The organism is Nocardia miyunensis NBRC 108239 (assembly GCF_001613065.1).
Taxonomy (GTDB): Bacteria; Actinomycetota; Actinomycetes; order Mycobacteriales; family Mycobacteriaceae; genus Nocardia; species Nocardia miyunensis.
This window is the reverse complement of the sequence record NZ_BDBQ01000001.1, coordinates 172,316-198,815: the sequence shown is the minus strand read 5'-3', so window position 1 is coordinate 198,815 and position 26,500 is coordinate 172,316. Positions and strand designations below refer to the sequence as shown.

Below are 26,500 nucleotides of genomic sequence, written 5' to 3'. Positions count from 1 at the left end.
GCTCAGAGGAAGTCGCTGCCACCGTCGACGTTGAGGTGGGCACCGGTCATGAAACTGTTGGCGTGCGATGCGCAGAAGGCGATGACGGTGGCCACCTCTTCGGGCAGCCCGAAGCGGCCCAGATCGACCGACATCCCATGCCCCTTCTGCAGTAGTTGGAATGCCGCCGCCGGGTCCTGCTCGGCGATGCCCGCAGAAGCGAGTACCGGGCGCGCCCAATCGGTGAGGATCGGGCCGGGCGCGACGGCATTGACCAGGATGCCGTCCGGAGCAAGCGTGCGAGCCAAGTTCTTGGTCGCACTGAGCAGCGCGCTCTTGGCTGCCGTGTATGCGATCAGCCCTGGCGACTGACGCTGGACCGACATTGCGGTGACGTGGACGATCCGGGCCCATTCCGCATGCCGCAGCAGCGGCAGCGCCGCCCGGACACAGCGGATCGCCGAGATCGCGGCCTGGTCGACCGTCGTCGCCCAAGCCGCGTCGGTCAGATCCTCCAGTCGGCCGGCGCCGGCCGGGCCGACGGTGTTGATGAGCGCATTGAGCGCACCCCAACGCCCCCGAACCTGATCGAACACCGCGTCGACGGCAGCGGCGGAGGTGGTATCGGCCGCGAGTTCGAGCACGTCGGGGCTGCCGGCGGCCCGCAGAGCGCGGGCCGTCTCGGACACCCGGGACTCGTCCCGTCCGACTATGCCGAGCCGACAGCCCTCACGTGCCAGGCAGACCGCCGTGGCGTACCCGATACCGCGGGTTCCACCGACGACCACCGCGCTCGCGCCGGTGAATCCGAGATCCATGGTCGACCGCCTTCCGAGATGCTGTCCGGATCACTTCGGAGCGAAACGTTGCCCGGCGTCCAGCCGGATCGTGCTGCCGTTGAGCATCTGGTTCTCGATGACGGCCGCCGCCAGCGCGGCATATTCCTCCGGTCGGCCCATCCGACGTGGAAACGCCGCATCACGGGTCAGAGTCGTGGCCATGTCGTCCGGGATCCGTGCCGTGACCCCGGTGGCGAACAGGCTCGGCGCGATGGCCGTGGCGCGGATGCCCAGGGTGCCGAGGTCGCGCGCCATTGTCAGGGCCATTCCCGCGATGCCTGCCTTGGCGGCCGTGTAGGCGACCTGCCCGATCTGGCCTTCGAACGCCGCGATCGAGGAGGTGTTGACGATGACCCCGCGTTCACCGTCGACGGGCTCGTTGCGGCTCATGTGCCAGGCCTGCAGTCGGTTGAGGTTGAACGTGCCGATCAGGTTCAGCTCGATCACCGAGCGGAACACGTCCAATGGGTGCGGCCCGCTCTTGGACAGGGTGCGCACCGAGACCCCGCCGCCGGCGGTGTTGACCGCGATGTGCAGTCCGCCCCAGGTCTCGGCCGCCGCGTTCAGTGCCTGCTCCGCGCTGTCCGCGTTGGTGATGTCACATGGATGGAACGACGATCGCGCACCGAGTTCCTCGGCGACCGCGGCGCCGTCGAACCGCTCCAGGTCGAGGATCGCGACCTTCGCGCCGAGTTCGATCAGTAACTCGGCTGTGGCCTTTCCCATGCCCGAGGCCCCGCCGACGACCACGGCCGCCTTGTCCTTGACTCTCATACGCACGCCCTTTCAGAATTGAACATCTCAGGTAATGAGAGTGATACTCTCCCATAGCGTAGTGCATAGTTCTATTATTTTGTTAACAGTAGTGCACTGTCGAGCAGGCAGCTCGCTCTGCCAGGAGGTGTGATGACGGAATCCCCGGCCCGGCGGCCCCTGCCGCAGCCGACGGTCAGTAGTGAGCCGTTCTGGACCAGTGGTGCCGACGGAAAGCTCCGGATCGCCCAGTGCGCGGCGTGCGGTCGGCGGCACCATCCGCCGCAGCCGATCTGTCCTTACTGCCGCAGCGGCGATGTGGCGCCGGCTCCGGTGTCCGGCCGCGCCACCGTCGCCGGATTCACGGTCGATCATCAGCAGTGGCTGCCGGACTTCCCGCCGCCGTACGTGGTTGCGGTGGTCGCGCTGGAAGAGGATGTCACGGTGCGGCTGACGACCAATATCGTCGGCTGCGATCCGGCCGAGGTCGCCATCGGGATGCGGGTGCGGGTCCGGTTCGAGCAACAGCGGGACTACTGGCTGCCGCTGTTCGAACCCGATCCGGACGCCTCCTCCGACCCTGGTGTCGTGCCGGAGCCGGACCGGGCGAGCGTATCGGTGCGCCCGATGGTGTCGGCCTCGAAGTTCGAGGACAAGGTCGCGCTGACCGGAGTCGGCAGCTCGGCGATCGGCCGGCGGTTGCTGGTGGATCCGTTGTCGCTGACCGTGTCGGCCTGCTTGCGCGCGGTCGAGGATGCTGGACTCACTGTCGCGGACATCGATGGTCTGGCCACCTATCCGGGAGGCCACGCCGGCGGTCTGTCCGAGGGCGGCATCACCCCTGTCGAAGAGGCGCTGCGCATCCGGCCCACATGGATCAGCGGTGGTGGAGACTTCCCCGGACCGAGTGGTAGCGTCGTGGCTGCCATGCTGGCCGTCGCGGCAGGTCTGTGCCGGCACGTGCTGTGCTTCCGGACTGTATGGGAGTCGACCCACACCCACCTGGTCCGGACGGGGAAGATCGCTACGGGCGGCGGCCGAGCCACGGGCATGTTCGAGTGGCGATCACCGTTCGGCGCCATGTCCGCCGCGAACTGGATAGGTGTCAATGCGTCGCACTACTTCTGGCGCTACGGCGGTGACCGGGAATCGACACTCGCACCCATCGCGCTCACCGCACGGGCTCACGCCGCACGCAATCCCGACGCGATCTATCGAGATCCACTGACCCTGGACGAGTACCGGGCCGCGCGGATGATCAGTTCGCCTTTCGGCCTCTACGACTGCGATGTGCCGTGCGACGGCGCGATTGCGATCGTCGTGTCCGCGATCGAGACGGTGGCCGACCGTCCCAAACCGGCTGTGCTCGTCGAAGCGGTGGGTACTCAGGTGATCGAGCGGATCTCCTGGGACCAGGGCACTCTTACGCACGAGCCACAGGTGCTGGGCCCGGCGGCGCATTTGTGGTCGCGCACGAATCTGCGGCCCGATGACGTCGACGTCGCCGAGCTGTACGACGGGTTCACCTTCAACGCGGTGTCCTGGCTCGAGGCACTCGGATTCTGCGGACCTGGGGAGGCGGCGGATTTCCTCGCGGGTGGCAAGACGATCGGGCTCGACGGCCCGCTACCGCTCAACACTCACGGTGGACAGCTGTCCGCCGGGCGGACCCATGGATTCGGCTTCCTACAAGAGGCCATCGCGCAATTGCGCGGCGAGGCGACCGGTCGACAGGTGGCGGATGCGCGCGTCGCGGTCGTCACGACCGGGGGTGGCACACCTGGTGGGGCACTGCTGTTGCGGCGAGCCGACTGAGCAACGAGAGGACGCCATGAGACTCGACCATGATCCGGAGACCGAGTGGTTCCGCGCGGAGGTCCGCCGATTTCTCGAAGGTCATCGTCCCGCCGTGAAGACGCAGCACCGCAGCGGTGTGCGCGCCCCGGATCCGGAAGACATACCCGCACTGCGGAAATGGACGGCGCAGCTGTTCGAGGCCGGATATCTCGGCAGTGACTGGCCCACCGAATGGGGCGGCACCGGCCGGGCCGACCCGGTACGAGCCACCGTGGTCGCCGAAGAGATGGCTCGTTCCCGAGTGCCGTCTCCTCTGGGGACCGGTCTGCTGGCGGCCGCGGCACTGATCCACTTCGGAACGCAGGAACAGAAGCAGCGCTACCTGCCTGGAATACGCAGCGGGCGAGAGATCTGGTGTCAGCTGTTCAGTGAGCCGGGCGCCGGCAGTGATCTGGCCAGTCTGACCACTCGTGCCCAGCGCGACGGCGGCTATTTCGTTGTCGACGGGCAGAAGGTCTGGACTACCAACGGACAGCACGCCCAGCTCGGGTTTCTGCTGGCGCGAACCGATTCCGGTGCCCCCAGGCATGCGGGTATCTCGGCATTCGTGCTCGATATGACGAGTCCCGGGGTCGTGGTGCGCCCCCTGCGGGAGATCACCGGTACCAGTGACTTCAACGAAGTGTTCTTCGACGGGGTTCGAATACCGGTCGGCAACGTCATCGCTGAGGTCAACCGCGGGTGGGAGGTGGCGACGATGAGCCTCGTGCACGAGCGCTCGGGCGCGGGCGCTGGGGGAATCACAATGCTACGTGCGGTCGGTGATGCGGTCGCGCTGGCAGCATCACTGCGACGACGGGGTCGCCCGGCGCTATCCGATGGCGCACTGCGACAGGAACTGGGCCGACTGTACGCGGCGGCACGGATCAGCATGCGACTCGGCCAATTTCATCTGTCGCGGGCATTGGACGGAACCGCCGACGCCGCGGATGCGCCGCTGGCCAAGATCTTCTACAGCGAGACCAATCTCGCGCTGGTCGACCTGGGGCTTGCTCTGCAGGGGACCGAATCCCTGCTGACTGAGGACGATCCGGATGCGATCGCCGAGGGCTGGTGGCAGGACGCCTTCCTGTATGCCCGTGCCTTCACCATCGCCGGAGGAACCAACGATGTCCTGCGCAACCTCATCGCCGAGCGGGCGCTGGGGCTGCCCAAGGAACCTCGTGGCGTCTAGGAAATCTCGATTCCCCTCCCTTCATTTCGGAGAACCACAGTGGACTTCAGCCTGACAGACGAACAGCGGATGCTCGTAGAGAGCACCCGGCAGATGCTCGCCCGCCAGTCCCCGATCGCCGGCGTACGGGCCCTGGCCGAAGGCGACGGACCCGGGTTCGATCCGGACGTATGGGAGCGCGGGAGCGCGCTCGGCTGGCCTGCGCTACCGATTCCGGAGGAATTCGGCGGGCTGGGGCGCGACCTCATCGATCTCGCCCTGATCACCGAGGAACACGGCCGATCCGCGCAGCCCGGCCCGCTTGCGAGTCACGCGTTGGTGGCCATCGCGATCACCGAATCGGGCTATGACGATCTGCGATCAGCGGTGCTTCCATCGTTGGCGAGCGGTGAATTCGTAGCTACCTGGGCGTTCGCCGAACCGCGTGAGAGCTGGGAACCCGATGGCGTCCATGCCGAGGTCGACCAGAATTCGGGTGGCTTCCGGCTCAACGGGGTCAAGACCGCCGTGCAGGACGCGGACGCGGCCCAGTTGATCCTGGTCACCGCACGCCTGAACAATCGGTTCGTGCACTGTCTCGTCGATCCGAGAACGAACGGCGTGATCGTGCGCCGCCAGCGCACCCTCGACCTCACGCGGCGCTTCGCGGAGGTTCGCCTGGCGGATGTGCTGGTCCCAGGGGCGTCGGTGCTCGTCGTCGATGACGCGGCCCTGGCCCGCCAGCTACGGTACGGAGCGGTGCTGGTCTGTGCCGACAGTCTCGGTATCGGCGCACGGGTGCTGGAGATGTCGATCGAATACGCCAAACTGCGAGCTCAGTTCGGTCGTCCGATCGGAAGCTTTCAAGCGGTCAAACATCGGTGCGCAAGAATGCGGATGTGGCTTCAGGCGTCACAAGCTGCTACCTATTACGCGGCGATGGCGGTCGCCGCCGACGCCGAGGACGCGGAGGAGGCCACAGGCATCGCCAAGGCATACACGTCGTCGGCGATCGCTGATCTGACGAGCGAGGCCTTGCAACTGCACGGGGGGATCGGCTTCACCTGGGAACACGACTTGCACCTGTACCACCGCCGGGCCAGGGCCAATCAAGTGCTGTTCGGTGATCCTTCGCTGCACTACGAGCGGTTGACGGCGGCACTGGAATAACCGGCAGCCGTGGACTGCCGATGCGGGTCGATTACGCCCCGCCCATGTGCTTTCCCACCCCGATCAGTCCGCCGTCCACCCGGAGATCAGCGTGTCGACACTGGCTCCTGCGGCGGCGAGCGGGGCGCGGGCCAGTTCGAGCTGTTCGGTGTCCAGATCGAGTAGCAGCAGGTGTCCTCTATCCGCCAACGCCCATGCGCAAGCGATTCCCATGGCACCCGCGCCGCCGGTGATCACCAGGACGTCATCGTCCGACATCTATCTTCTCCTCGATAGGCACCGATTCTATCTATCGCTCGCTAGAATAACTGGATCGGCACCGTATCGGGGTCGAACCGGAACGTTTGGGGAACAGAATGAACAACGCTGTCATCGTCGATGTCGTCCGTCTGGCCTCTGGAAAGGGCAAGCCCGGTGGTGCTCTGGCACGCTCGCACCCCGTGGAACTGCTGCGGGTGGTGCTGTCGGAGCTGATGTCACGCAACGATGTCGACCCTGCCGAAGTCGACGACGTCATCGCCGGATGCGTCGAACAGGTCGGTGAACAGAGCTTCAACATCGCGCGTAGCGCCGTGCTGGCTGCCGGTTTCCCGGAAACCGTTCCGGCGACGACCGTCGACCGGCAGTGTGGTTCCAGCCAGCAGGCAGTGCACTTCGCGGCCCAGGGGGTGTTGGCCGGCGCTTACGACATCGTGATCGCGTGCGGTGTGGAGTCGATGAGCCGCGTACCGATGGGTACCGCATCGGCAGGGGCCGACACTTTCGGTCCGAGCGTTGCCGCACGCTATCCCGAGGGCCTGGTCAAGCAGGGCGTCGCCGCCGAGCGGGTCGCGGCCCGATGGAAGCTCGACCGCGAGGCGCTGGACGAATACGCGCTCACCTCTCATCAGCGCGCGGCCGCCGCCGCGGACTCCGGATTCTTCACCGCTGAAATCGTCGCCATGCCGGTCACGAGCGAATCCGGCGACCTCGCCCTGCACACCGTCGATGAAACGGTGCGTCCCACGACGACACTCGAGGCGTTGAGCGGGCTGCGCCCGTCGTTCTACTCCGCCGAGACGACCGCACGTTTTCCGGATATCGACTGGCGGATCACGCCGGGCAATTCCTCCCCCCTCACCGACGGAGCCTCCGCCGCACTGATCATGAGTGAGCAGCGCGCGCTGGGCCTGGGGCTGCGTCCCCGGGCACGATTCCATTCCTTCGCGGTGATCGGCGATGATCCGCTGTACATGCTCACCGCGCCCATACCTGCCACCACGCAGGCACTCTCGCGTGGCGACCTGACCTTGAACGACATAGACGCTTACGAGGTCAACGAGGCGTTCGCGTCGGTGCCGTTGGCGTGGGCGCACGAATTGAACGCCGATCCGGCAAAGCTCAATCCGCGCGGTGGCGCGATCGCTCTGGGGCACGCGCTGGGCTCGTCGGGCACTCGCCTGCTGGGAACGCTGCTGAACCATCTGGAGGAGATAGGTGGACGCTATGGCCTGCAGACAATGTGCGAGGGTGGCGGGATGGCGAATGCGACCGTCATCGAGCGGCTGTGACGGCCGGTGCGGACCGCTCGGACTGGCGAGAGATCGGGCCGATGGAGCTCACGCCAATCCTTGCGGGTGCGGTCCAGTCGTTTCACGAATCCGGCTACCACGGTGCGTCGGTGCGCGAGATCGCGGTCCGGGTGGGGGTCACCGTCCCTACTCTGTACTACCACTACGGGAGTAAGCAGGGCCTGCTGATCGCGTTGCTCGAGAGTTCGATGCAGGAGTTGCTCGACCACGCCGAGCAGGCTGTCGCCGACAGTGACGGCAGCCCGCGGCAAAGGTTCACGAACCTGGTCGAGGCCACCGTCCTGTATGTGACCCGGCGGGTGAGCATCGCGGCACTCGATTCCGAGTTGCGGTATCTGGAGCCGGGCAACCGGGAGCGCTATGCCCGATCGCGCAAACGACTCGAGGAACTGTTCCGCGAAATCATCCAGGACGGTGTCGAACAGGGCGTCTTCGAGGTGAACTATCCCGAGGACACCGTCCGGGCGCTCGCCGGCATGTTCCAGTCCGTCGTTCGCTGGTATCGCCCGGATGGGCCTGCGGCCGCGGAGGTGGTCGCCGAACGCTACTGCGACATTGCGTTGCGGACCGTCGTCGCGGCCAGGTCCATGGCAGCGCCGAGCTGAGTGGCTGCCATGGAGCGACTGAGGTAGGTGCGTGAAGGCCGTCGCTCGGGGCCGCGTCGCGGCAGCTGGATCACGGGCAGTCCGCGCCGAGCTTGGTCACCGCCGCCATGATTGCCGTGCCGGCGTCCGGTGACGAGGCGCCCTCGAGGCCGGTGATCAGTGCGCCGAGGTCGGTTTTCGCCGTTGTCGACGTGAGTTTTCCCTGTGCGGTTCGCAGCTCCCCGAGGTATGCGCTTCTGGCGTTCTGGGCTTGGTCCGGTGGGAGGGTCTGCAGCGGCATCAACCGGCCGAGTGCTCCGGCGGCGATGGGTCGCACAACCTCGCAGTCCGCGTCCGGCAATCTCGGTGTGACCGCCTGTGAGGTGGATGTCGTCGTGGCAGAACTGCGTGCGGACGAGGCGGTGGGCAAGCTCGACGTACTGCTACATCCTGCTGCCGCAAGGCCGAAGGTGGCGGTCAGCGCAAGGGCAGCGATGGCGTTGCGATGGTTCATGACGTTCTCCAACGAGGTGGCGATCGGGCCGATCACAGTGATGAAGCATGTATACCACTGTTTGCAATACTGCAGTGCAGAAAAATAGAATTGGATTGTCGTAAGACGGCCAGCGTGTTTTACTTATTGCATGAAGGTTGTTGTCGATCACACGCTGTGCGAAGCGAATGCGCTCTGCGTCGAGGCTGCTCCGCACGTCTTCGAACTCGATGAGGACGTCCTTCGCATAGCCCGGCCCGTGCCACCATCCGAGCAGGAAAGGGCAGTGCGGTTCGCCGTGGCCTCCTGTCCGAAGCAGGCGCTGCGCGTCATGGAATCGGGACAGTAGGGACGGTTCGTGCTGCCGGGGCGATGAGCATGCTGAGTTGTGTCAGGGCTGCGGCGACCAGGATCTATGGTGGGCATCCGGCTCCTCCGCTGTCGATCGCTCGCCTGCTTCAGCGGTGCAGTCCGTAGCCGATACGGCCTGTACCAGGACTGTCGTTGGCGTCTTCTGCGCTTGATGAAACCAGCATTGCATCTGATGTAAACAGGATTCTACTATTTGGATAGTGAGATAGCTTTGAATGACATAGCTACTCATCGTTCCGATGACTCCAGGAGGTAACCGGCATGCTGCCCGACGACGCAAAGATCATCTCCGTCGACGACCATGTCATCGAGCACCCTCGCGTGTGGCTGGATCGGCTTCCCGCCAAATACCACGAGGTGGCTCCCCGGAATTTGAAGCTTCCGGACGGCAACGACACCTGGCTCTATGAAGGCAAGCAGTCGGGAAATTTCGCCCTCAACGCCGTGGCCGGCAAGCATCCTCGCGACTTCGGTATGGATCCGCGCAGCTATGACGACATGCTGCCGGGCTGCTACAGCATCGAAGACCGGATCAAGGACATGGATGTCGAGGGGGTGTGGGCCCAGCTGTGCTTCCCCAACTTCGGTGGATTCGCCGGCAGCACGTTCTTCGCCGCGAAGGACAAGGATCTCGCGAAGCTGTGCATCAGCGCCTACAACGACTTCATCCTCGACGAGTGGTGCGCCTACGCTCCGAATCGTCAGATCCCGTTGGTGATGGCGCCGTTCTGGGATATCGACGCCGCGGTCGCGGAGATCGAACGAACCGCCGCCAAGGGTGCGAAATCCGTGAGCTTCCTCGAGGCGCCCCACAAGCTCGGGCTGCCCTCATATCACACCGATCACTGGGACCCGATTTTCCGTCTCTGCGAGGAAGCTCAGCTGCCGTTGTCGATGCATTTCGGTTCCGGGGGGATGCCGCAGGGCTTGGCGCCGGACGGGGACCTGTTCATCGGTATAGCGCTGTTCGGGCTGAATTCGATGATGGCTACCGTCGACCTGCTCATGTCCGACGTCTTCTACAAGTTCCCGGGACTGAAGGTGGCGCTGTCCGAGGGGGGTATCGGGTGGATGCCGTACCTGCTGGAGCGGACGGACTACTCCTGGGGCCGACACAAGTACTGGTGCAACATCAATGCGGACAAGCTGCCATCGGAACTGTTCCGTGAGCACATCTACGGCTGCTTCATCTCCGACCGGTCCGGCATCGAGCAGCGCCACCGCATCGGCATCGACAACATCATGTTCGAAAGCGACTATCCGCATTCGGATTCCAACTGGCCACACACCCGCAAACTCCTCGCGGAGCAACTGCTCGATGTTCCCGACGACGAGGCGCGCAAGATCGTCGAGCTCAACGCTCGGTCGCTGTTCCATTTCGAGGGATGAGGCGCCGAACGTGCAGGCGACGGATGTTTATCTGCTGATCGTTCGCGTGATCGTCGGCGGCACCATGGTGATCCACGGCTGGAACCACGCATTCGGCGGGGGCCGGATCGCGGGGACTGCGGGCTGGTTCGCCGGTCTCGGGCTGCGTCCCGGCAGGGTCCACGCGTGGGCCAGTGTCGTGACCGAAATCGGCTGCGGCGCAGCGCTTACCGTCGGCTTCCTGACGCCCCTGGCGGCGGGTGGTCTGTTCGGCACCATGGTCGTGGCCGGTGTGATCGAGCATCGGAGCCATGGATTCTTCGTTTTCCGCAACGGTTACGAATACGTGCTGATGATCGCTGTGGTGCTGGCCGCCACGGCGATCGGCGGCGGCGGCCGGGCCTGCGTCGACTACGCCGTGGGTTTCCGGCTCAGTGCCGCAACAGGATTGGCGGCGTGTCTGGTCATCGGGATCGGCGGAGCAGCGATTCTGCTCGGTCTGTGCTGGCGTCCGCGTCAGCAGAACGCGGCTGTCTCGGGCCGGGCCGAACCGTCCGGCGCGACGGCGGCGGCAACGAAAGGGGAAGTATGAAGGACTTTTCAGTGGGCCAGCGCCTCCGCAGTGCGGTGTGCGGCGGAGAAATCATCGTGGTGCGCCCACCGGGAACACCGGTCGAGCTCTGGTGCGGGGGCTATCCGATGACCGCCCCCGACGCGCGCGTCGATGCCGCGACCGTGGGCGCCGGTCCCGGAATCGTGCTCGGCAAGCGTTATGTCGACGACTCGACCGGGCTCGAAGTGCTTTGCACCAGGGCTGGGATCGGTCCCTTGGTCGTGGACGGTCGGGAACTGACGATCAAAGCGCCCAAGGCGCTGCCGGCGTCGGATTGAGGCGGCCGCGATGAACGTGCTGACATTGCTGGATATGGCGGTCGCGGGGATGACCGATCGGATCGCGCTCGGCAGCCGGATACAGGGCGGGATCACCTACCGGCTGCTGTTCGATCGAGTGCAGGCCGGTGCGGCGGTCCTGCGCGATCTGGCGGTCGAGGAAGTCGTCTACCTGGGGGTGAACGGTGAGGACTTCCCGGTGGCAATGTTCGCGGCCGCGGCGGCGGAAATCCCCTTGGTGCCGTTGAACTATCGCCTCGGCAGACAACCGCTGGCGCAACTGCTGGCCCAGCACCCGAAAGCCCTGGTCATCTCCGACTCGGACCCGCCGACGGACGCTCATGTCATGGCTACCGCGCAGTGGCGGGAGCGATGCGATACGCCGTCACCACCTCCACATCCATGGGTCGACGACGCCAACGCCGCGGCGGTCCTGATCTATACCAGCGGTACCACCTCCGCGCCCAAGGCAGCTGTGCTCCGGCATCGGCATATGACCTCGTACCTGCTCGGCACCGTCGAATTCGGCGGAGCGGGCGAAGAGGAGGCCGTCCTCGTCAGTGTCCCGCCGTACCACATCGCCGGTGTCACCAATCTGCTCAGCAATATCTACGCGGGCAGACGCATCGTGTATCTGGAATCCTTCGACGCCCGAGCTTGGCTCGATCGCGTTCGCACTGAACGGATCACCCATGCGCTGCTGGTGCCCACGATGCTCGCCAAGATCACCGAATACCTCGCCGACGCCGCGCACGCCGATGTTCCCAGCCTGCGATCGCTGGCCTACGGCGGTGCCAAGATGCCACTGCCCATCCTCGAGCGCGCGGTTCGCCTGTTTCCCAATGTCGACTTCGTCAATGCCTACGGTCTGACCGAGACCAGTTCCACGATTGCCGTGCTCGGGCCGGAGGATCACCGGGCCGCACTGAACGGGGATCCCGTCGCGCGCTTGCGGCTCGGCTCGGTCGGACGCGTGCTGCCCGGCATCGAGGTTCAGATCCGCGGCCCCGGCGGCGAGCTGGCGGCGGGAAGATCCGGCGAAATCCACGTCCGTGGCCCGCAGGTTTCGGGGGAGTACCGCGGCATCGGGACTGCGCTGGACGCTGCCGGTTGGTTCCCCACCCGGGACCGAGGCTGGGTGGATGCGGATGGTTTTCTGTTCGTCGAAGGCCGCAGTGACGACACCATCATTCGTGGCGGTGAGAATATCGCGCCGGCAGAGATCGAAGATGCGTTGCTCGAGCATCCGGCCGTGGCCGAGGCGGCGGTCGTCGGTGTGCCGGACGAGCAGTGGGGCCACGAAATCGCTGCGGCGATCGTGCTGCGCGCCGGGCACCGGGTCGAGGCGGACGAGCTCCGCAGCTGGGTGCGATTGCGGTTGCGGAGCTCGAAGACGCCCGCGCACATCGTTTTTCGAGACACATTGCCGCAGACCCCGACCGGTAAGATTTTGCGGCGTGAGGTGCAGGCCGACCTGACCGCGGAGCCCAGTGCCGTACCACACCGACAAGAGGGAGGCTCTGATGCCTGAAGCCCTGATTCTGTCCGCCGCCCGGACACCGATCGGGCGGGCCCGTAAGGGCTCGCTCACCGCGATAGATGCCTACCAGCTCGCGGAGGTGGCGGTGAGCGCGGCCATTGGGCGTGCAGGGATCCCGGTCGAGACGGTGGACGACCTGGTCATGGCGGAGTCGCTGCAGGGCGGCGGGGTCATCGGGCGCAATGTCGCGGTGCGACTGGGGATGTCCGGTCTGCCGGGTGTGGCGGTCAACCGCCACTGTGCCTCGGGTGCCACGGCCGTGCAATTCGCCGCAGCGACGATTCTCTCCGGTATGGGTGATGCCATCGTCGCGGGCGGCACCGAGAGTGCGAGCACGATGCCCAGGTTGACGAAGGTGTTACCCGGTGCCGCTGAACCGGTCCGGTGGGCGCCGGAGAGCCACCCCGACGCTCCCGGCGTCCCGCCGTTCGATATGTCCGTCACGATCGGTGAGAACACGGCCAGATTGTGCGCCATCACCCGCGAGCAGGCCGATGCCTGGTCGGCACGCTCGCACCAGCGCGCGGCCAATGCCATCGCCAAGGGATATTTCGAGGACGAGATCGTCGCGGTTCCGCTCTCGTCCGCAGGGGACGTTTTCGCTGTGGATGAGCATCCCCGCGCCGATGCCACCGCGGAAGTGCTGGCCACACTGAAGCTGCTGCATCCCGAGCTCTCAGGAGCGGTGGTCACGGCGGGAAACTCCGCCGGAGTGAACGATGCCGCCGCCGCACTCGTGCTCGGCAGCAGCAACTTCGCGCGGGCAAACGGTCTGACTCCGTTGGCGAGGATCCTCGGCTGGGCGACGGTCGGAGTGGATGTGGCCGAGACCGGACTCGCACCGGTAGCCGCGATTCCGAAGGCGTTGCGTCGGGCACACCTCACCCTCGGGCAGATCGACCTCTTCGAGATCAACGAAGCGTTCGCCACCATGGCGGTCGCCTGCACCGAGCGGCTCGGCTTGGACGAATCGATCGTCAATGTGAACGGAAGCGGGGTGAGCCTCGGGCACCCGATTGCCGCGACCGGCGCGCGGATGGTGGTGTCGATGGTTCACGAGCTCGCTCGCCGCGACGCTCGCTTCGGCGTGGTGGCCATGTGTGCCGGCGGCGGCATGGGCTCGGCGACGGTGATCGAGAGGATATGAGCGGGGTCCGGACACCCGGACCTCTCGGCCTGGATCGCGAGATCGATGAGTCCGGCAGGTCCCGCCGTCAAGCGTCGTGCCGTCGATGCCGCCGTGCGCGATGCGCTGACCATTGCTGTGCACAACTCTGATCTGTCGGTGGAGATCATCGCCCGTGGCCCAGTCTTCTCGGCGGGCGGCGATTTCGATGAGTTCGGATCCGCACCCGATTCTGTTGCGTCCCATCTGATTCGGGTGGCAGCTGGCGTCGGTCACCTGCTTCATGTGCTGCACGACCGGGTGTCGGGTGTATGGAGCCCGCATCGGTGCGGGAGCCGAATTGCCGGGGGGCGCCGCGCCGCGCACCTTGTTCGGGTTGCCGGAAATCGGCATGGGCCGCATCCCGGGGGCGGGCGGCACCGCCGGTCTTCCCTGGCGAATCGGCCGGCAGCGCACGCTATGGGTTGCTGTGACCGGTGCTCGGATCGATGCGGCGACGGCGCTGTGCTGAGGCCTCGTCGACGCCGTGGAGTAGTGATGCCACATACGCCAGCAGCTCGGACCGATCGTTGCGGGTCGGTTGTCCCCGGTCCGGCACCGTACATCCGGCCCCGGACCGGGAAGTGGTCAGCGGGCTTTCAGTCGGACCGGGAGCTCCTCGTGGCGCCGGACCAGCAGGCTGTTGACCCAGCGCGGCGGGTGATCCGGCTGCAGTGCAATGCTTTTCGTACGTTCGATGAGTGTGGTGAGGACTACGCGCGCCTCGATACGAGCCAGTGGTGCGCCAACGCAGGTATGGATACCACGCCCGAACGCGACATGTCGTCGTGGCACACGCCGACCGAGATCGATCTCGTCGGGGCGTTCGAACTCGGCGGGGTCACGGTTGGCGGCGCCCCACAGCAACAGGACTGTCGACCCGCCCGGGATGGCGACCGAACCGAGCGTGCAATCCCGCGGCACCGAACGCATCAAATACCGGAACGGCGATTCCAAACGCAGTGCTTCCTCGGCGAATGTCGGAATCTGATCGGGATTGCCGCGGAGGTGTTCCTGCAGATCGGGGTTTTCGGCCAGCATCCGCACGGCATTTCCGAGCAGGCTGGTAGTCGTTTCGCCGCCCGCGCTCAGCAGGGTCATCAGCATTCCGACGCCTTCGTGCTCGTTCAGCACGTCGTCGTTGACCGCGCGCGCGACGGCGCCGAGCAGATCCTCACCGGGATCGCTCAATGCGGCCGAGAGTTGCTGGGCGATCCATGCCATCACGTTGTCGCCGCTGGAGGTGACGTCGGTCAGTGCCGAGAGGCCCCGGGTCGAGGCCAACAGCCGGGTCCCGTTGACAGCGGAACTCCACAGATCGTCGAGGTTACTGTCGCGGAAGCCGATGAGGCGGCTGATCACGGTGATGGGCACGAGATTGCCGATGGCGGTCATGAACTCGACGTCCCCGTGCTCGAGCGCGGAGGTGACGAGTTCGCCGGCGAGCGCGGCTACAGCCGGTTCGAGTTCCCGCATCCGTTTGGCGACAAGTTCGGGAAAGACCGCATTGCGGTGCACAGGATGCAGCGGGGGGTCCGCGGTAGCGAGTACCTGACCGTCGGTGCCGCCGCCGAAGGTAAGTCGGGCCGGCAAGCCCGAATCATCGCGGTAGAGCAGGCATTCGATATTCGAGGAGAAGTCGTCCACTCGACTCACTGCCTCAGCCAGGAGTCCGAACGTGCTGACAGTGAATATTCCGGTACCGGGGATCTCCCAGACCGGTGCTTCGGTGTGCAGTCGGCGGTACAGGGGGTAGGGGTTGTCGATCACGTCGGGATCGAGCAGCAGTGTTCCCGGGATCTCATGAGTCATCCGCAGTCCTTCAGATCGGGAAACCGCAGGCCGAACCAGCCGTGCGGTTGGCATTCGTGGAGCCTTGCTTATTTTTCGTACACCACACTAAAATTTTTCCGAGCCGTAGGGAAGAGGTTGAGCGAATGAACGAGGTCTACTTCGAGCAACAGGTGCCGGAGTATCGGGTCCAGGGCGAATGGGCGGATCTTTCCGAGGTGCCGATCGCCCACGCGTCCTGGGCGCATCACGGGCTCGCCGTGACAGGCAGTGGCGAGCTGGTCGGATTCCATGCCGGGCAGCTGGTGTTCTTCGATAGCGGTGGTCGGGTCGTGCGCGCGGCCGAAACCGGGCTCACCGAGGGACACGGCATCACGGCAGTGCGTGAAGGCGAGGACGAGTTCTTGTGGATCAGCGATCCGGGCTTCGTCTTCACATGTGATGGCGGCGACGGGGATGAAGCGTGGGCGCCCTTGTTCGGCAAGGGGATTCGCCACAGTACGCGGGAGCCACGGGTGGTCGAAGTGAACCTCGCCGGCGAGGTCGTCGCCGAATTGCCGGTGCCGCCGCGGGATCCGGCATGGCCGCCGAGCATGATGGGCGCCTACTGCCCGTGTGGCACCGCGGTGGACGAGCAGCGTTTCGGCGGCAGTGGCGATATCTGGGTCGCGGACGGATACGGCTCCGGTGTGGTCCATCGGTTCGATCGCAACCGTCGTCATCTGGCCGCGCTGACCGGCGAGGAGGGCGGTGGGCGATTCGCGTGCCCGCACGCGGTTTTCATCGACCGCCGAGGCGGTAAGGAACCCGAACTCTATATCGCCGATCGCGAGAACAAGCGCGTCCAGGTATACGACCTAGAGGGTCGTTTCCTGCGGACCTTCGGCGAGCAGCGGTTGAGTAGCCCGAGCGGTTTCGCGCAGTGGGGGCAGCTGCTCGTTGTGGCCGAGCTTTATGAGCGGCTGGCCTTGTTCGACGGCCGGGACAACTTCGTCGGTTATATCGGTGACGATTCGCCCGCCCCGGCGGACCGGGGCTGGCCGGACCGTCCGGGCTGGCCCAATGCTCTGGCCGAGGATGGGCACGCCCGGGTGCCGGGCGTGCCGTCCGAGGGGCGGTTCAACTCGCCGCATGCGGTGGCTGTCGACGCGGCGGGGAATCTCTATGTGGCCGAATGGCTCCTCGGTGGCCGCTATACGAAGTTGGCGGTTCGTGCGTGATGCGCCTCAATGCTGTTTCAGCAGTCTGACTTTCAGGCCGTCGAGGATCGCGTCGAAGCCGAATTCGAAGAGCTCGTCACGGGAGAACCGCTCTGAGCGGGTCACGCCCTCCAGGGTCGCGCTGGTGATCGTTTCGGCCATCGCGTCCAGGTCGATTTGACCGGTCATGAACGTGAACAGGGTTGCGAAGCACAGGACAGCGTCCTGTGGACCGAAGCCGCCTTCGCTCAAGATCGCCAGGACTCCTTCGGCGAGCCGAGTGGCCTCGGGAGGGCCTCCGTCGCTGATACGGACGGCTACACCCGGGTTCTGCGTGAACACCCGTCGCGCATCCAGCAGTAGGCGTCGGAGACGCTGCTCCCAGGTACCGTCTTCCGGCCCGGGAATTCGCAGATCCCGCAGCAGGCGGTTGATGACGGCGTCCTGGAGAGCTTCCTTGTTGGGCATGTAGTTGTAGACGGTCATCGGCGGTACGTCGAGTTCTCGTGCCAGTGCCCGCATCGACAGTTCGTCGAGCCCCACGGTGCGCGTCAGACGCAAGGCCGCGGTGACGACGTCGCTCTCGGTGAGCAGCCGAGGCCGACCGCGGGTGCGCGGAGCACGGGGCGAGGTCGGGTCCGAGGTAGCGATGAGTTGAAGTTTACGGTCCGTCGCCCGCCGGATCCGACGGGTATCCCCCACACGGGTCGCAACCGCCCGTACCGGTGTCGTCGACAAGGCCCGCGTGCGGTTGAAGCGAATGCGGGACCTGCCGAGATATTGAATGAAGCGCGATACGAGGACTTTTAGTGAACACGCCAGGTCATGGAGCGTGCCGCGCGCATCCTCAGGTGAGCAGAAGGGATGGGCGACGACGCTCACCGACTGTTCGCCTCCGAAATGGCGATGCAGGTCGTCCTGCGACGTCATCGCTGGCCAGCTCATCAACCGCAACAAGATCCGAGAAGGAGCAGTCATGTCTCTGCTGACAGGCCGAACCGCGGTCGTCACCGGTGGCGCCCAGGGCATCGGGTTCGCCATCGCGCAACGGTTCGCCGCCGAGGGCGCCGAGGTGATCATCGGCGACCTGAACGGCGACGCCGCCGCGCGTGCCGCGGATGAACTCGGTGGCCTCGGCATCGCCTGCGACGTCACCGATGCGTCGGATGTGGACACATTGCTCGCCGTCGTTCCGAACGTGGACATCCTGGTGAACAACGCCGGAATCACGCGGGACGCGACGCTGCGCACGATGACCGAGGATCAGTTCGACCAGGTCATCGCCGTTCATCTGAAGGGCACCTGGAACGGCGTCCGCAAAGCCGCCGCGCTCATGCGGGAACGTAAGTCCGGCGGCGCGATCGTCAACATCTCCTCGTTGTCCGGCAAGGTCGGCATGGTCGGGCAGACCAACTACTCCGCGGCCAAGGCCGGAATCATCGGGCTCACCAAGGCCGCCGCGAAGGAGTTGGCGCACCACGGGGTACGTGTGAACGCGATAGCGCCCGGACTGATCCGGACCGCGATGACCGAGGCCATGCCCGAGAAGGCGTGGGACCAGAAGATGGCCGAGATCCCGATGGGCCGCGCCGGTGAAATCGACGAGGTCGCATCCGTGGCGTTGTTCCTGGCCTCGGACCTCTCCTCCTATATGACCGGGACGGTACTGGAAGTCACCGGCGGACGGTTCATGTGATGCGCACCGACGAGCCGGGCCCGGTCGCCGCGTTGGCCGCGCTGTTCCACAACGGGCTGCCCGCGGCGGGTGCGAGTGATGAGTTGTCGCCGCTGTCCACTACCAGGAGCAGCAGCTGACGCAAACTTGATCGACTTCTAGATTCTAGTAACACTCTCGCTGTACGATCTGAGCGTTCTAGAAAAAAGAAAGGCCGACTTTCGTCGAACATGTCGCGACAGCGACATCCACGAACATCGACCCACCCGGACCCATCTGCCAAAGGAGCCCTGATGCGTACTCGGAAGTGGTCGGCGGCGATGGCGGCGGCGGTCGCAGCCGTACTGATGCTCTCGTCCTGTACGTCCAATCACACGGCCCCGAAGGCCAAAGTCGACGCCGCTCTGCTGACTCCCGCAGGTGGTAAGCACGTCGCTTCCGGTGCGCCGATCAGAATCGGTCTCGTCAACGACGACAGCGGCGCCGGGGCGAGCATGCCCGAGGTTCGGACGGGGGTTCAGGCGGCCTTCGGCTATGTCAATGACTACCTGGGCGGGATCGCGGGCCGCCCGGTTGTCCTGGACAGTTGCGACAGCAAGAGCAATTCGGCGTCGGCGGCCGCATGCGCCAGCCAAATGATCGCCGACCGAGTGGTCGGGGTGTTGCACGGTCCGGAGACCGACTCGGGCACCACGGCTCAGACCCTCATGAACGCCGGCATCCCGGTGATCTCGACCGCGCCCGCCAGCGCCCAGGAGATGGCCGGTAGCCTCTCCTTCTCCTTCAGCGGCGGCGCTTTCGCTTTCGCCGCGGCCCTGGGGCAATGGATGGCGCAGCAGCACTACCACTCGTCCACGCTGTTCGCCGAGGATGCGCCGGGAGGGATGTCGCTCTATCAGATGTCGGCGAACTTCCTGCGCAAACTGGGTATCAACACCACCGTCATCACGGTCGCGCCGGGTACTGCCGACGTCACTCCGCAGATGACCTCGGCCCTGAGCCACCACCCTGATGCGGTCTGGATGCTCGGCGACGCCGGCCTGTGTCTGTCGTTCATGCGCGCCTACCGGGCCTCGGGAAGCACCGCGCAGGTGGGACTGATCGGCCAATGCACCGGGTCGCAGGTGACGGACGTGGTCTCGCTCTCCGGCGCTGTCGGGCCCGCGTATGCGAATCCGCTGGGTGACAACACGGAGGCTCGTCTGTATCGGGGCGTACTCGATGCCTACGCCCCGGGTACGGATCCCAACGGGCTGGCGTATCTCGGCTACACGATGGCGCTGGGCACGATCCGGGCCGTCCACACAGTCACCGGCGAGGTCACCCCTGCCGCCGTTGCCGCCGCCATGCGAGCGGCCAAGGGTGTGCCGCTACCCATCGCGGACGACGTCACCTTCGCCTGCGACGGCAAGCAGATCCCGCCCTTCCCCGCGCCCTGTTCGGACACTGTCTTCATTGCCCGCCTGGATGCCGGGGGCAATCCGACCACGATCGCCAAACTGCACGCCGCCAACCTCATGGGCGGCTGAGACAAGAAGGAGACCATTGTGATCAGACCGATGGATGGGGTTCGCATCTTGGAGGTGGCACAGTTCACCTTTGTTCCGGCCGCGGGGGCCGTCCTCGCCGACTGGGGCGCCGATGTGATCAAGGTCGAACACGCCGAGACCGGCGACGCACAACGCGGCCTGAGCCGGCTGATGGGGATGCCCGTCGGAAGTGGCGCCTTCGCCCCGCTCATGGAGCACCCCAACCGCGGCAAACGCAGCATCGGTCTCGCGCTGGAACGGCCCGAGGCGCTGGAGGTGCTGTATGAGCTGGTGCGTAGCAGCGATGTGTTCTTGACGAACTTCCTTCCGGGCGCTCGCCGTCGGCTCGGCATCGAGTTGGAGGACATTCGCAAGATCAATCCGAACATCATCTACGTGCGTGGTTCGGGCTTCGGTGCCGCCGGGCCGGACAGCGACAAGGGCGGTTACGACAGCACCGCTTTCTGGGCCAGGGGTGGCAGTGCGACGGGCACGACACCGTCCGATTACGACGGCCTGTGCGGAATGCCCGCAGGCGCATACGGCGATTCGCTGGGCGGTATGACCATCGCGGGCGGTATCGCCGGAGCGCTGTTCGCCAGGGAGCGAACAGGCGAGTCGGCAGTCGTCGACGTGTCGTTGCTCGGTGTCGGTGCGTGGGCCAACGCGCTGTCGGTCGGTTTTGCCATGCTGGCCGGCGGGCCCTTGCCGAAGCCCGCAAGCTCCAAGACAGGCCGGACGAACCCGCTGGTCGGGAATTACCGGACCGCTGATGATCGGTGGCTGGTGCTCGCGATGCTACAGCCGGGCCGCTACTGGCCGGAGTTCTGTGCACGGATCGGTCGTGAAGAGCTGGTCACCGACGAGCGGTTCGCCACGGTCGAGGCGCTGATGGGGAATGCGGCCGAGGCGGCGAAGATCGTTCAGGAGGTGATTGCAGCCCGGACACTCGCCGACTGGACGTCCAGATTCGCGGATATGGAGGGCCAATGGGCCATCGCACAGGATGCCTGGGAGGTGAGTCAAGATCCGGCAGTGCGCGCGAACGGTCTGATCGCCGAGGTAACCGACGTCGATGGAGCAACTCGTCAACTCGTCGCGAGTCCGGTGCAGTTCGACCAGGAGCCGGCGCGCATCCAACGCGCGCCGCAGTTCGCCGAACATACCGACGAGATCCTGCGCGAGCTGGGTAAATCCGACGACGAGATGCTCACTCTCAAGATTGCCGGCAGCGTCACCTAGGCCAACCGGACGCGGGTGCGACCGCAGTATCGGTAGCACCCGCGCCCGGAGAGTGTCTACTGCTCGTCGGAAGGTCCGGCGGAGGATCGCTTGCGTACCGCGGGGCGCAGGATGGCGGCAGAACAGAAGGCCCACAGATCTTCCGCGCTCGTTGCGGAACCTCCGCCCAATACCGTGGAATGGGTGGTGGCAAGCAGCAACTCTTGCAATAACGCCGCCTGGGTGTCGAGATCCAGGTCACTGCGTAGTCGACCCGCTTCCGCTACGCCGTTGAGCAGTTCGACGATGAACGATCGCAGCGGCTCCAGAGCCTTCTTCAGGTCGTCCGGCCGGGCCTCGGCAAGCCGTAAGTGGATCGTGCTGAGAGCTCGGGACAGTTTTCCCGGCGCCAAGCCCAGCTCTACCATCGCCTGCATCAGCGCCTTGATCCGCTCCACCGGATCCGCGACTTGCTCGCAACGCTCGCGCAACATCGGCATCGCCGTCTGGCTGAGGATGGTTTCGTAGGCAGCCAGCAGCAGGCTTTCCCTGCCGTCGAAGAATCCGTAATACGTACGCAGTGACATCCCGGAGCGATCGACCACGTCCTGGATCGTCACCTCGCTCTCATCGTGTTCGGCGAGGATTTCTACTGCAGCGGCGACGAACCGGTCGCTGCGTTCTTTGGCCCGCAACCGGGCGTTCTGCAGCGAACGATCCACGCTGCGTTGCTGCCAGACCGGCTCATAGGTGTCCTGCTGCTCGGGAGCTTTCACCTTCAGCTCCTCTCGTCGCGCCATGCCGTCCGCTCCTTCTCTCGAGGTCAACTTCGGCCAGGAAGTCACCGACGACCTGGATGATTCTATCGGGGCGTTCGAGATGGGCCGCATGCGCGGCCCCCTCGACTTCTACGAACCGCGCTCGCTGATTCACCTGGGCGAAATGCGCTGCCTGGGTCCGCCGTATCCGGTCGTCGTGATCGCCGGCCAGCAGTAGTACGCGACAGTCGATGGCCGACAACTTCTCCGGCGGCAGCTCCTTCCGGGTTGCCGCGTCCTCGACCAGGGTGGTGACCAGCGATCGCCAGTGTTCGGGCCCGTGGTGTGCGTCGTGCAGGCGCCGCAATGTCGGCGGCCAGGTGCGATGCAGATAGTCGATGCTCGGCAGGCGACGATGCTCGGGCCGCCCGGTGCCCGGGCTGACCAGCGTCAATGACCGAACGGTCCCGGGCTTTTCCAGCTCGAGCATCAGCGAAATCTCCGATCCGTAGGAAAACCCGACGACGTGTGGCTGGTCGACTCCCAGATGCTCGATCAGCCGGCGGAGGTCTGCGCAGATCGCCGCACCCGTGTAGCCGGATCGGCGGAATTCCGATCGGCCGTGACCGCGGAGATCGGGCATGAGACAGCGAAAACGATGAGAGAGCCGGGCCGCCATCTCCCCCCATTCGAACTCACCGGTGCCGGTAGCGCCGTGTACGAAAAGCACTGGCTCACCTTCACCGACGGCGGAGTATCCGAGACTCAGCCCGTCGTGTTCATAGCTCAGCGCCTCCGGCGTGAGCGCCTTCTCACTCATGATTCCCCATGGTCAACAACCTGACTCCCTCCATAGGACAAGTTTCTATCAGTCTCTCTGCTGATTTCAAGCGCAACACTCATCGGCGTTGACTAGTAGGCTTCTCGCTGTACGATCAGCTCATTCTAGTAAATCGCTAGTCCGACAGGCGAGCGATGTAATGCAAAGCACGAAGAATGGCTATCTGCTCACACAGTGGTGAGTCGCCACGGCGAGAAGTGGATACACCGAAGGTGGGAACATGACGCAGGTCGCGGCGCATCTGCTGCTCGGGCTCGGCAATGGGGCGGTGTTCGCGGCTCTCGCGCTGGCCCTGGTGCTGACATACCGAAGCTCGGGCGTCCTCAATTTCGCTACCGGCGCGGTGGCTCTGTATTCGGCGTACACCTACGCATTCCTGCGCCACGGGCAGCTGTTCATTCCGATCCCCGGACCGCCCAGCACTGTCGACTTGGGTGCCGACCTGGAGGTTGCACCCGCGTTGGCGATTGCGCTGGCAGCAGCGGTGGCGCTCGGGATAGCGAGCTACCTGCTGATCTTCCGGCCGCTGCGGCAGGCTCCTGCGGCGGCGCGTGCGGTGGCCGCCGTCGGACTCATGGTGATGATTCAGGGCGCGATAGCGCAGCGGCTGGGCAGTCAGGTTATCGGCGTCGCCGCGATTTTTCCGGCCAGTCCGGTTCGGATCGGCGGTGCTCTGGTCCAACGCGATCGCCTTTATATGGCGGCAACAGTCCTGGTTCTCGCCCTGGTTCTGGTTCTTGCCATGCGGTACACCCGATTCGGGCTGGCTACCCGCGCTGCCGCCGAGACCGAGGAGGGTGCTGTGGTGACGGGCCTGTCGCCCAACCGGATCGCGCTGGCGAACTGGGCGCTGAGTTCATTGATCGCCGGAGGGGCGGGGATTCTGATCGCGCCGATCGTGCCGCTTCGGCCGGTGGCCTACACGCTGTTCATCGTTCCGGCGCTTGCTGCGGCACTGGTCGGACAGTTCAGCGCCATCGTCCCGGCCGTGGTGGGCGGGCTGGTGATCGGCATGGTTCAGTCCGAGGTCACCTTCCTGCAGGTTGATCACCCCGGCCTCCCGCAAACCGGATTGCCGGAGCTGATACCACTGGTATTGATCTTCTTCCTGCTGATCGTGCGCGGACGCGCGATGCCCACCCGCGGAATGTTGATCACGCATTCGCTCGGGCGGGCGCCACGCCCACGGACGATCGCGGTCCCGGCCGTCATCTTCGGCGCCGTCGCCGTGGTGCTCATCCCGGCCGTTCAGGGCCAATACCGGGCCGCCCTGATTACCAGCGTGATCATCGGTGTCATCTCGTTGTCGATGGTCGTCGTCACCGGCTACACCGGGCAGATCTCGCTCGCCCAGCTGACACTCGCCGGTGCCGGGGCATATTTTCTCAGCGGTCTGACGACGTCGTGGCACCTGCCCTTTCCGGTGGCGCCGCTGCTGGCCGCGCTGGCGACGATGGTACTGGGCGTTGTCATAGGTCTGGCGACACTGCGAGCCCGGGGGATGGGGGTGGCAGTGGTCTCACTGGCGCTGGCCGTCGCTCTCGAGGCCTTCTGGTTCGACAATTCCGCCCTCAACGGAGGTGTCGGCGGCGCGCGAATCGAACAACCGTGGCTGTTCGGTGTCGATCTCGGTGTCGGGGTGGGTGTGCAGCGGGTCGCGTTCGGAGTGCTGTGTGTCGCCGTGCTGGTCGCGGTGGCGGTTGGGGTCGCCGTTCTCCGGCGCAGCAGGCTGGGCGGCGCCATGCTCGCCGTGCGTGCGAACGAGAGGTCGGCAGCGGCCGCGGGTATCGATGTCCGCCTGGTGAAGCTGCTCGCTTTCGGCATCGGCGCGTTCATCGCGGGGCTGGGCGGGAGCCTGCTGGCCTACCAGCAGACGATCGTGTCGGCTCCCACGTTCACCGCCATCGGTGGTGTCGGCCTGTTCGCGGTGGTGTATCTGGCCGGCATGACCTCGGTGTCCGGCGGCATCCTGGCCGGAATCCTCGCGGCAGGCGGCCTGCCGTCGGTCCTGCTGAACAAGGCTGTCGATCTCGGCTCGTGGTACGACGTCCTGACCGGTCTCGCCCTGATCCTGACGGTCATCCTCAACCCGGAGGGGCTGGCCCGCGGAATTCATCGGCTCGGTGAGCGCTGGCACAGCGGATTCGTCATGCGCGCCGGTACCGGTGCGCACAGGCCGGACAAGGGCTCCGTTTCGATTCTCGCGCGCGGGGAACCGACCCGGGCAGACGACCGCCGAACTTTGCTGAGCGTCAAAGGTGCGACCGTCACCTACGGCGGCGTGACGGCCGTCGACAATGTCGACCTCGAGGTCCACTCCGGCGCCATCGTCGGTCTGATCGGTCCCAATGGTGCGGGGAAGACGACGCTCATGGATGCGATCAGTGGTTTCACCCCGATGCGCGGTCATATCACCTTGGCAGGCAAGCCGCTCGCCGGTCTCGCGCCGCACCGGCGTGTCCGGCACGGGCTCGGACGAACATTTCAGGGCATCGAACTCTATGAGGACCTGACTGCGGAGGAGAACATCCGGGTCGGCGACCGGTCGCGCCGGAGCTTGGATGATCTCTTCGGGCTGCTCGGGCTGGACGAGGTACGCCACCGCCCCGTAGCCGAATTATCCCAAGGGCAAAGACAGCTGGTATCGGTCGCCCGCTGTGTCGCCGGTCGCCCGTCGCTGGTCCTGCTGGACGAGCCCGCGGCGGGCCTCGACAGTACCGAGAGCGCATGGCTCGCCGAACGCCTGGCCGCACTCCGCGACACCGGCTTGACCATTCTGCTCGTCGACCACGACATGGATCTGATACTCAACCTCTGCCACCCGATATACGTACTGGACTTCGGTGCCGTGATCGCCTCCGGATCGGCGGACGACATTCGCGCCGACGCCCGAGTCACCGATGCCTACCTGGGTGGTCCACACCGCTCTGCGTCCCCGGCAGCCACCCCGTTGGAGGCGTGATGAACACCGTCCTGGATTGCCGCGGGCTGGATGCCGGCTATGCGGGCCACTCCGTGGTGCGAGATTTCGACCTCGATGTCGGTGCGGGCGAGGTCGTCGCGCTGCTCGGACCCAACGGCGCCGGGAAGACGACGGTCCTGCTGTCCCTGGCGGGCCTGATCCCCCGGCTCGGCGGCGAGGTCTCGCTGCTGGGCCGTGCCCTGCACGGCGGGCGGCCGACCACGGTGAGCAGGCTCGGCATGGTCCTCGTTCCCGACGATCGGGCCCTTTTCACGACCCTGACGAGCCTGGAGAATCTGCAACTCGCGCGCCGCCGGGGCGGGATGGACATCCAGGAGGTGCTGACGCACTTTCCCGCACTGCGCGAGCGCCTCGACGTCAAGGCGGGCATGTTGTCCGGTGGCGAGCAGCAGATGCTTGCCGTAGGACGTGCGCTCATCCAACGGCCGAAGGTTCTGCTGCTCGACGAGATGAGCATGGGGCTGGCACCCACGGTCGTCGAATCACTGCTGCGTGGTCTACGCCGCATCGCGACCGAATCCGGCGTGGCTGTCGTATTGGTCGAGCAGCACGTCACACTTTCGCTCGAGGTGGCCGATCGTGCGGTTGTGCTGACGCACGGAGCCGTGACACTGCGAGGTACGGCGGCCGAACTCGCGGCGGACCCGAATCTACTGCGCCGCAGCTATCTCGGTGCACAACATGGGTGAGCCGGGAAGGCTGGTTCGAAGGCGAAGCGCAGTGCACGGCACAACGCGGTCGAGGACCGCTCCCTCGTCCTCGACCGCG

Annotated in this window: 26 protein-coding genes; 18 read left to right on the top strand and 8 right to left on the bottom strand. The window is 65.6% G+C overall.

Features of this window, described 5'->3' with window-relative positions; genetic code table 11:
- Positions 1-2: 2 nt before the first annotated feature.
- Together NM2_RS00885 and NM2_RS00880 are read right to left on the bottom strand one after the other, a co-directional pair.
- Positions 3-797, bottom strand: coding sequence for an SDR family NAD(P)-dependent oxidoreductase (locus tag NM2_RS00885; RefSeq protein ID WP_067662431.1), 795 nt, complete (start codon positions 795-797; stop codon positions 3-5).
- A 30-nt stretch (positions 798-827) separates the two neighbouring features.
- Positions 828-1,592, bottom strand: coding sequence for an SDR family NAD(P)-dependent oxidoreductase (locus tag NM2_RS00880; protein WP_067662428.1), 765 nt, complete (start codon positions 1,590-1,592; stop codon positions 828-830).
- Between the two features lie 132 nt (positions 1,593-1,724).
- Here NM2_RS00880 and NM2_RS00875 point away from each other — a divergent pair, with 132 nt between their 5' ends.
- From NM2_RS00875 to NM2_RS00865, 3 genes are read left to right on the top strand one after another with little or no spacing between them, the layout of a single operon-like run.
- Positions 1,725-3,386 carry a thiolase C-terminal domain-containing protein gene (locus NM2_RS00875; protein WP_067662425.1) on the top strand — a complete coding sequence of 554 codons (1,662 nt, stop codon included), beginning with the start codon at positions 1,725-1,727 and terminating at the stop codon, positions 3,384-3,386.
- A 16-nt stretch (positions 3,387-3,402) separates the two neighbouring features.
- Positions 3,403-4,602 carry an acyl-CoA dehydrogenase family protein gene (locus NM2_RS00870; RefSeq protein WP_067662422.1) on the top strand — a complete coding sequence of 400 codons (1,200 nt, stop codon included), beginning with the start codon at positions 3,403-3,405 and terminating at the stop codon, positions 4,600-4,602.
- 39 nt (positions 4,603-4,641) lie between these two features.
- Positions 4,642-5,751 carry an acyl-CoA dehydrogenase family protein gene (locus tag NM2_RS00865; protein ID WP_067662419.1) on the top strand — a complete coding sequence of 370 codons (1,110 nt, stop codon included), beginning with the start codon at positions 4,642-4,644 and terminating at the stop codon, positions 5,749-5,751.
- Between the two features lie 63 nt (positions 5,752-5,814).
- On the opposite strand, the gene NM2_RS00860 is transcribed toward NM2_RS00865, so the two are convergent.
- The gene (locus NM2_RS00860) at positions 5,815-6,009 is read right to left on the bottom strand and encodes a hypothetical protein (RefSeq protein WP_067662416.1); all 195 of its coding nucleotides are present in this window, start codon (positions 6,007-6,009) and stop codon (positions 5,815-5,817) included.
- Positions 6,010-6,107: 98 nt separating this feature from the next.
- Between NM2_RS00860 and NM2_RS00855 the strand changes: the two genes are divergently transcribed.
- Positions 6,108-7,301, top strand: coding sequence for a thiolase family protein (locus NM2_RS00855; protein WP_067662414.1), 1,194 nt, complete (start codon positions 6,108-6,110; stop codon positions 7,299-7,301).
- 41 nt (positions 7,302-7,342) lie between these two features.
- Entirely contained in the window at positions 7,343-7,927 is a 585-nt protein-coding gene (locus NM2_RS00850; protein ID WP_084530398.1) for a TetR/AcrR family transcriptional regulator, read from the top strand.
- 70 nt (positions 7,928-7,997) lie between these two features.
- Here NM2_RS00850 and NM2_RS00845 read toward each other — a convergent pair whose 3' ends face one another.
- A complete protein-coding gene (locus NM2_RS00845; RefSeq protein WP_157120823.1) occupies positions 7,998-8,243 on the bottom strand; it encodes a hypothetical protein in 246 nt (81 codons plus the stop codon).
- A gap of 58 nt (positions 8,244-8,301) precedes the next feature.
- On the opposite strand from NM2_RS00845, the gene NM2_RS00840 reads away from it, so the two are divergent.
- The 7 genes from NM2_RS00840 to NM2_RS00810 all read left to right on the top strand — a co-directional run bounded on the left by NM2_RS00840 (position 8,302) and on the right by NM2_RS00810 (position 13,717).
- A complete protein-coding gene (locus NM2_RS00840) occupies positions 8,302-8,508 on the top strand; it encodes a hypothetical protein (RefSeq protein ID WP_157120822.1) in 207 nt (68 codons plus the stop codon).
- Positions 8,509-8,550: 42 nt separating this feature from the next.
- Complete coding sequence (locus NM2_RS00835; protein ID WP_067662402.1) at positions 8,551-8,748, top strand: ferredoxin; 198 nt, start codon at positions 8,551-8,553, stop codon at positions 8,746-8,748.
- 284 nt (positions 8,749-9,032) lie between these two features.
- Positions 9,033-10,160, top strand: coding sequence for an amidohydrolase family protein (locus NM2_RS00830; RefSeq protein ID WP_067662399.1), 1,128 nt, complete (start codon positions 9,033-9,035; stop codon positions 10,158-10,160).
- 10 nt (positions 10,161-10,170) lie between these two features.
- A complete protein-coding gene (locus NM2_RS00825; protein ID WP_245717771.1) occupies positions 10,171-10,731 on the top strand; it encodes a DoxX family protein in 561 nt (186 codons plus the stop codon).
- 11 nt (positions 10,732-10,742) lie between these two features.
- Positions 10,743-11,030, top strand: a complete 288-nt coding sequence (locus NM2_RS00820) for a hypothetical protein (protein WP_245717770.1) — start codon at positions 10,743-10,745, stop codon at positions 11,028-11,030.
- A 10-nt stretch (positions 11,031-11,040) separates the two neighbouring features.
- A complete protein-coding gene (locus NM2_RS00815; RefSeq protein WP_067662393.1) occupies positions 11,041-12,561 on the top strand; it encodes a class I adenylate-forming enzyme family protein in 1,521 nt (506 codons plus the stop codon).
- Complete coding sequence (locus NM2_RS00810) at positions 12,554-13,717, top strand: thiolase family protein (RefSeq protein ID WP_067662390.1); 1,164 nt, start codon at positions 12,554-12,556, stop codon at positions 13,715-13,717. Before NM2_RS00815 ends, NM2_RS00810 begins: the two co-directional genes overlap by 8 nt.
- Positions 13,718-14,323: 606 nt before the next feature.
- On the opposite strand, the gene NM2_RS00800 is transcribed toward NM2_RS00810, so the two are convergent.
- Positions 14,324-15,547, bottom strand: a complete 1,224-nt coding sequence (locus tag NM2_RS00800; protein WP_067662384.1) for a cytochrome P450 — start codon at positions 15,545-15,547, stop codon at positions 14,324-14,326.
- A gap of 125 nt (positions 15,548-15,672) precedes the next feature.
- Between NM2_RS00800 and NM2_RS00795 the strand changes: the two genes are divergently transcribed.
- Positions 15,673-16,746 carry an NHL repeat-containing protein gene (locus NM2_RS00795; protein ID WP_245717769.1) on the top strand — a complete coding sequence of 358 codons (1,074 nt, stop codon included), beginning with the start codon at positions 15,673-15,675 and terminating at the stop codon, positions 16,744-16,746.
- Between the two features lie 6 nt (positions 16,747-16,752).
- Here NM2_RS00795 and NM2_RS47045 read toward each other — a convergent pair whose 3' ends face one another.
- Complete coding sequence (locus tag NM2_RS47045; protein ID WP_169816079.1) at positions 16,753-17,655, bottom strand: TetR/AcrR family transcriptional regulator; 903 nt, start codon at positions 17,653-17,655, stop codon at positions 16,753-16,755.
- A gap of 46 nt (positions 17,656-17,701) precedes the next feature.
- Here NM2_RS47045 and fabG point away from each other — a divergent pair, with 46 nt between their 5' ends.
- The 3 genes from fabG (at position 17,702) to NM2_RS00775 (ending at position 21,171) form a co-directional block, all read left to right on the top strand.
- Positions 17,702-18,421: a 3-oxoacyl-ACP reductase FabG gene (gene fabG, locus NM2_RS00785; protein ID WP_067662378.1), complete on the top strand. Its 720-nt coding sequence runs from the start codon at positions 17,702-17,704 to the stop codon at positions 18,419-18,421.
- A 272-nt stretch (positions 18,422-18,693) separates the two neighbouring features.
- Positions 18,694-19,929: an ABC transporter substrate-binding protein gene (locus NM2_RS00780; protein WP_067662375.1), complete on the top strand. Its 1,236-nt coding sequence runs from the start codon at positions 18,694-18,696 to the stop codon at positions 19,927-19,929.
- Between the two features lie 30 nt (positions 19,930-19,959).
- Positions 19,960-21,171, top strand: a complete 1,212-nt coding sequence (locus NM2_RS00775; protein WP_084530345.1) for a CaiB/BaiF CoA transferase family protein — start codon at positions 19,960-19,962, stop codon at positions 21,169-21,171.
- A gap of 56 nt (positions 21,172-21,227) precedes the next feature.
- On the opposite strand, the gene NM2_RS00770 is transcribed toward NM2_RS00775, so the two are convergent.
- Together NM2_RS00770 and NM2_RS00765 are read right to left on the bottom strand one after the other, a co-directional pair.
- Positions 21,228-21,926 carry a TetR/AcrR family transcriptional regulator gene (locus tag NM2_RS00770; RefSeq protein WP_245717768.1) on the bottom strand — a complete coding sequence of 233 codons (699 nt, stop codon included), beginning with the start codon at positions 21,924-21,926 and terminating at the stop codon, positions 21,228-21,230.
- Positions 21,895-22,728 carry an alpha/beta fold hydrolase gene (locus NM2_RS00765; protein WP_067662366.1) on the bottom strand — a complete coding sequence of 278 codons (834 nt, stop codon included), beginning with the start codon at positions 22,726-22,728 and terminating at the stop codon, positions 21,895-21,897. The genes NM2_RS00770 and NM2_RS00765 overlap by 32 nt, the downstream gene beginning before the upstream one ends.
- Positions 22,729-22,969: 241 nt before the next feature.
- Here NM2_RS00765 and NM2_RS00760 point away from each other — a divergent pair, with 241 nt between their 5' ends.
- Together NM2_RS00760 and NM2_RS00755 are read left to right on the top strand one after the other, a co-directional pair.
- Positions 22,970-25,711, top strand: coding sequence for a branched-chain amino acid ABC transporter permease/ATP-binding protein (locus NM2_RS00760; RefSeq protein WP_067662363.1), 2,742 nt, complete (start codon positions 22,970-22,972; stop codon positions 25,709-25,711).
- Positions 25,711-26,421: an ABC transporter ATP-binding protein gene (locus NM2_RS00755; protein ID WP_067663223.1), complete on the top strand. Its 711-nt coding sequence runs from the start codon at positions 25,711-25,713 to the stop codon at positions 26,419-26,421. Before NM2_RS00760 ends, NM2_RS00755 begins: the two co-directional genes overlap by 1 nt.
- Positions 26,422-26,500 lie beyond the last annotated feature (79 nt).

Coding starts and splice junctions, on each gene's coding strand:
- NM2_RS00870 (WP_067662422.1), top strand. CDS start 3,403: ATGAGACTCGACCATGATCCGGAGACCGAGTGGTTCCGCGCGGAGGTC.
- NM2_RS00880 (WP_067662428.1), bottom strand. CDS start 1,592: ATGAGAGTCAAGGACAAGGCGGCCGTGGTCGTCGGCGGGGCCTCGGGC.
- NM2_RS00810 (WP_067662390.1), top strand. CDS start 12,554: ATGCCTGAAGCCCTGATTCTGTCCGCCGCCCGGACACCGATCGGGCGG.
- NM2_RS00775 (WP_084530345.1), top strand. CDS start 19,960: ATGGATGGGGTTCGCATCTTGGAGGTGGCACAGTTCACCTTTGTTCCG.
- NM2_RS00780 (WP_067662375.1), top strand. CDS start 18,694: ATGCGTACTCGGAAGTGGTCGGCGGCGATGGCGGCGGCGGTCGCAGCC.
- NM2_RS00830 (WP_067662399.1), top strand. CDS start 9,033: ATGCTGCCCGACGACGCAAAGATCATCTCCGTCGACGACCATGTCATC.
- NM2_RS00885 (WP_067662431.1), bottom strand. CDS start 797: ATGGATCTCGGATTCACCGGCGCGAGCGCGGTGGTCGTCGGTGGAACC.
- NM2_RS00800 (WP_067662384.1), bottom strand. CDS start 15,547: ATGACTCATGAGATCCCGGGAACACTGCTGCTCGATCCCGACGTGATC.
- NM2_RS00760 (WP_067662363.1), top strand. CDS start 22,970: ATGACGCAGGTCGCGGCGCATCTGCTGCTCGGGCTCGGCAATGGGGCG.
- NM2_RS00795 (WP_245717769.1), top strand. CDS start 15,673: ATGAACGAGGTCTACTTCGAGCAACAGGTGCCGGAGTATCGGGTCCAG.
- NM2_RS00875 (WP_067662425.1), top strand. CDS start 1,725: ATGACGGAATCCCCGGCCCGGCGGCCCCTGCCGCAGCCGACGGTCAGT.
- NM2_RS00765 (WP_067662366.1), bottom strand. CDS start 22,728: ATGAGTGAGAAGGCGCTCACGCCGGAGGCGCTGAGCTATGAACACGAC.
- NM2_RS00815 (WP_067662393.1), top strand. CDS start 11,041: ATGAACGTGCTGACATTGCTGGATATGGCGGTCGCGGGGATGACCGAT.
- fabG (WP_067662378.1), top strand. CDS start 17,702: ATGTCTCTGCTGACAGGCCGAACCGCGGTCGTCACCGGTGGCGCCCAG.
- NM2_RS47045 (WP_169816079.1), bottom strand. CDS start 17,655: ATGACGTCGCAGGACGACCTGCATCGCCATTTCGGAGGCGAACAGTCG.
- NM2_RS00855 (WP_067662414.1), top strand. CDS start 6,108: ATGAACAACGCTGTCATCGTCGATGTCGTCCGTCTGGCCTCTGGAAAG.
- NM2_RS00835 (WP_067662402.1), top strand. CDS start 8,551: ATGAAGGTTGTTGTCGATCACACGCTGTGCGAAGCGAATGCGCTCTGC.
- NM2_RS00850 (WP_084530398.1), top strand. CDS start 7,343: ATGGAGCTCACGCCAATCCTTGCGGGTGCGGTCCAGTCGTTTCACGAA.
- NM2_RS00755 (WP_067663223.1), top strand. CDS start 25,711: ATGAACACCGTCCTGGATTGCCGCGGGCTGGATGCCGGCTATGCGGGC.
- NM2_RS00860 (WP_067662416.1), bottom strand. CDS start 6,009: ATGTCGGACGATGACGTCCTGGTGATCACCGGCGGCGCGGGTGCCATG.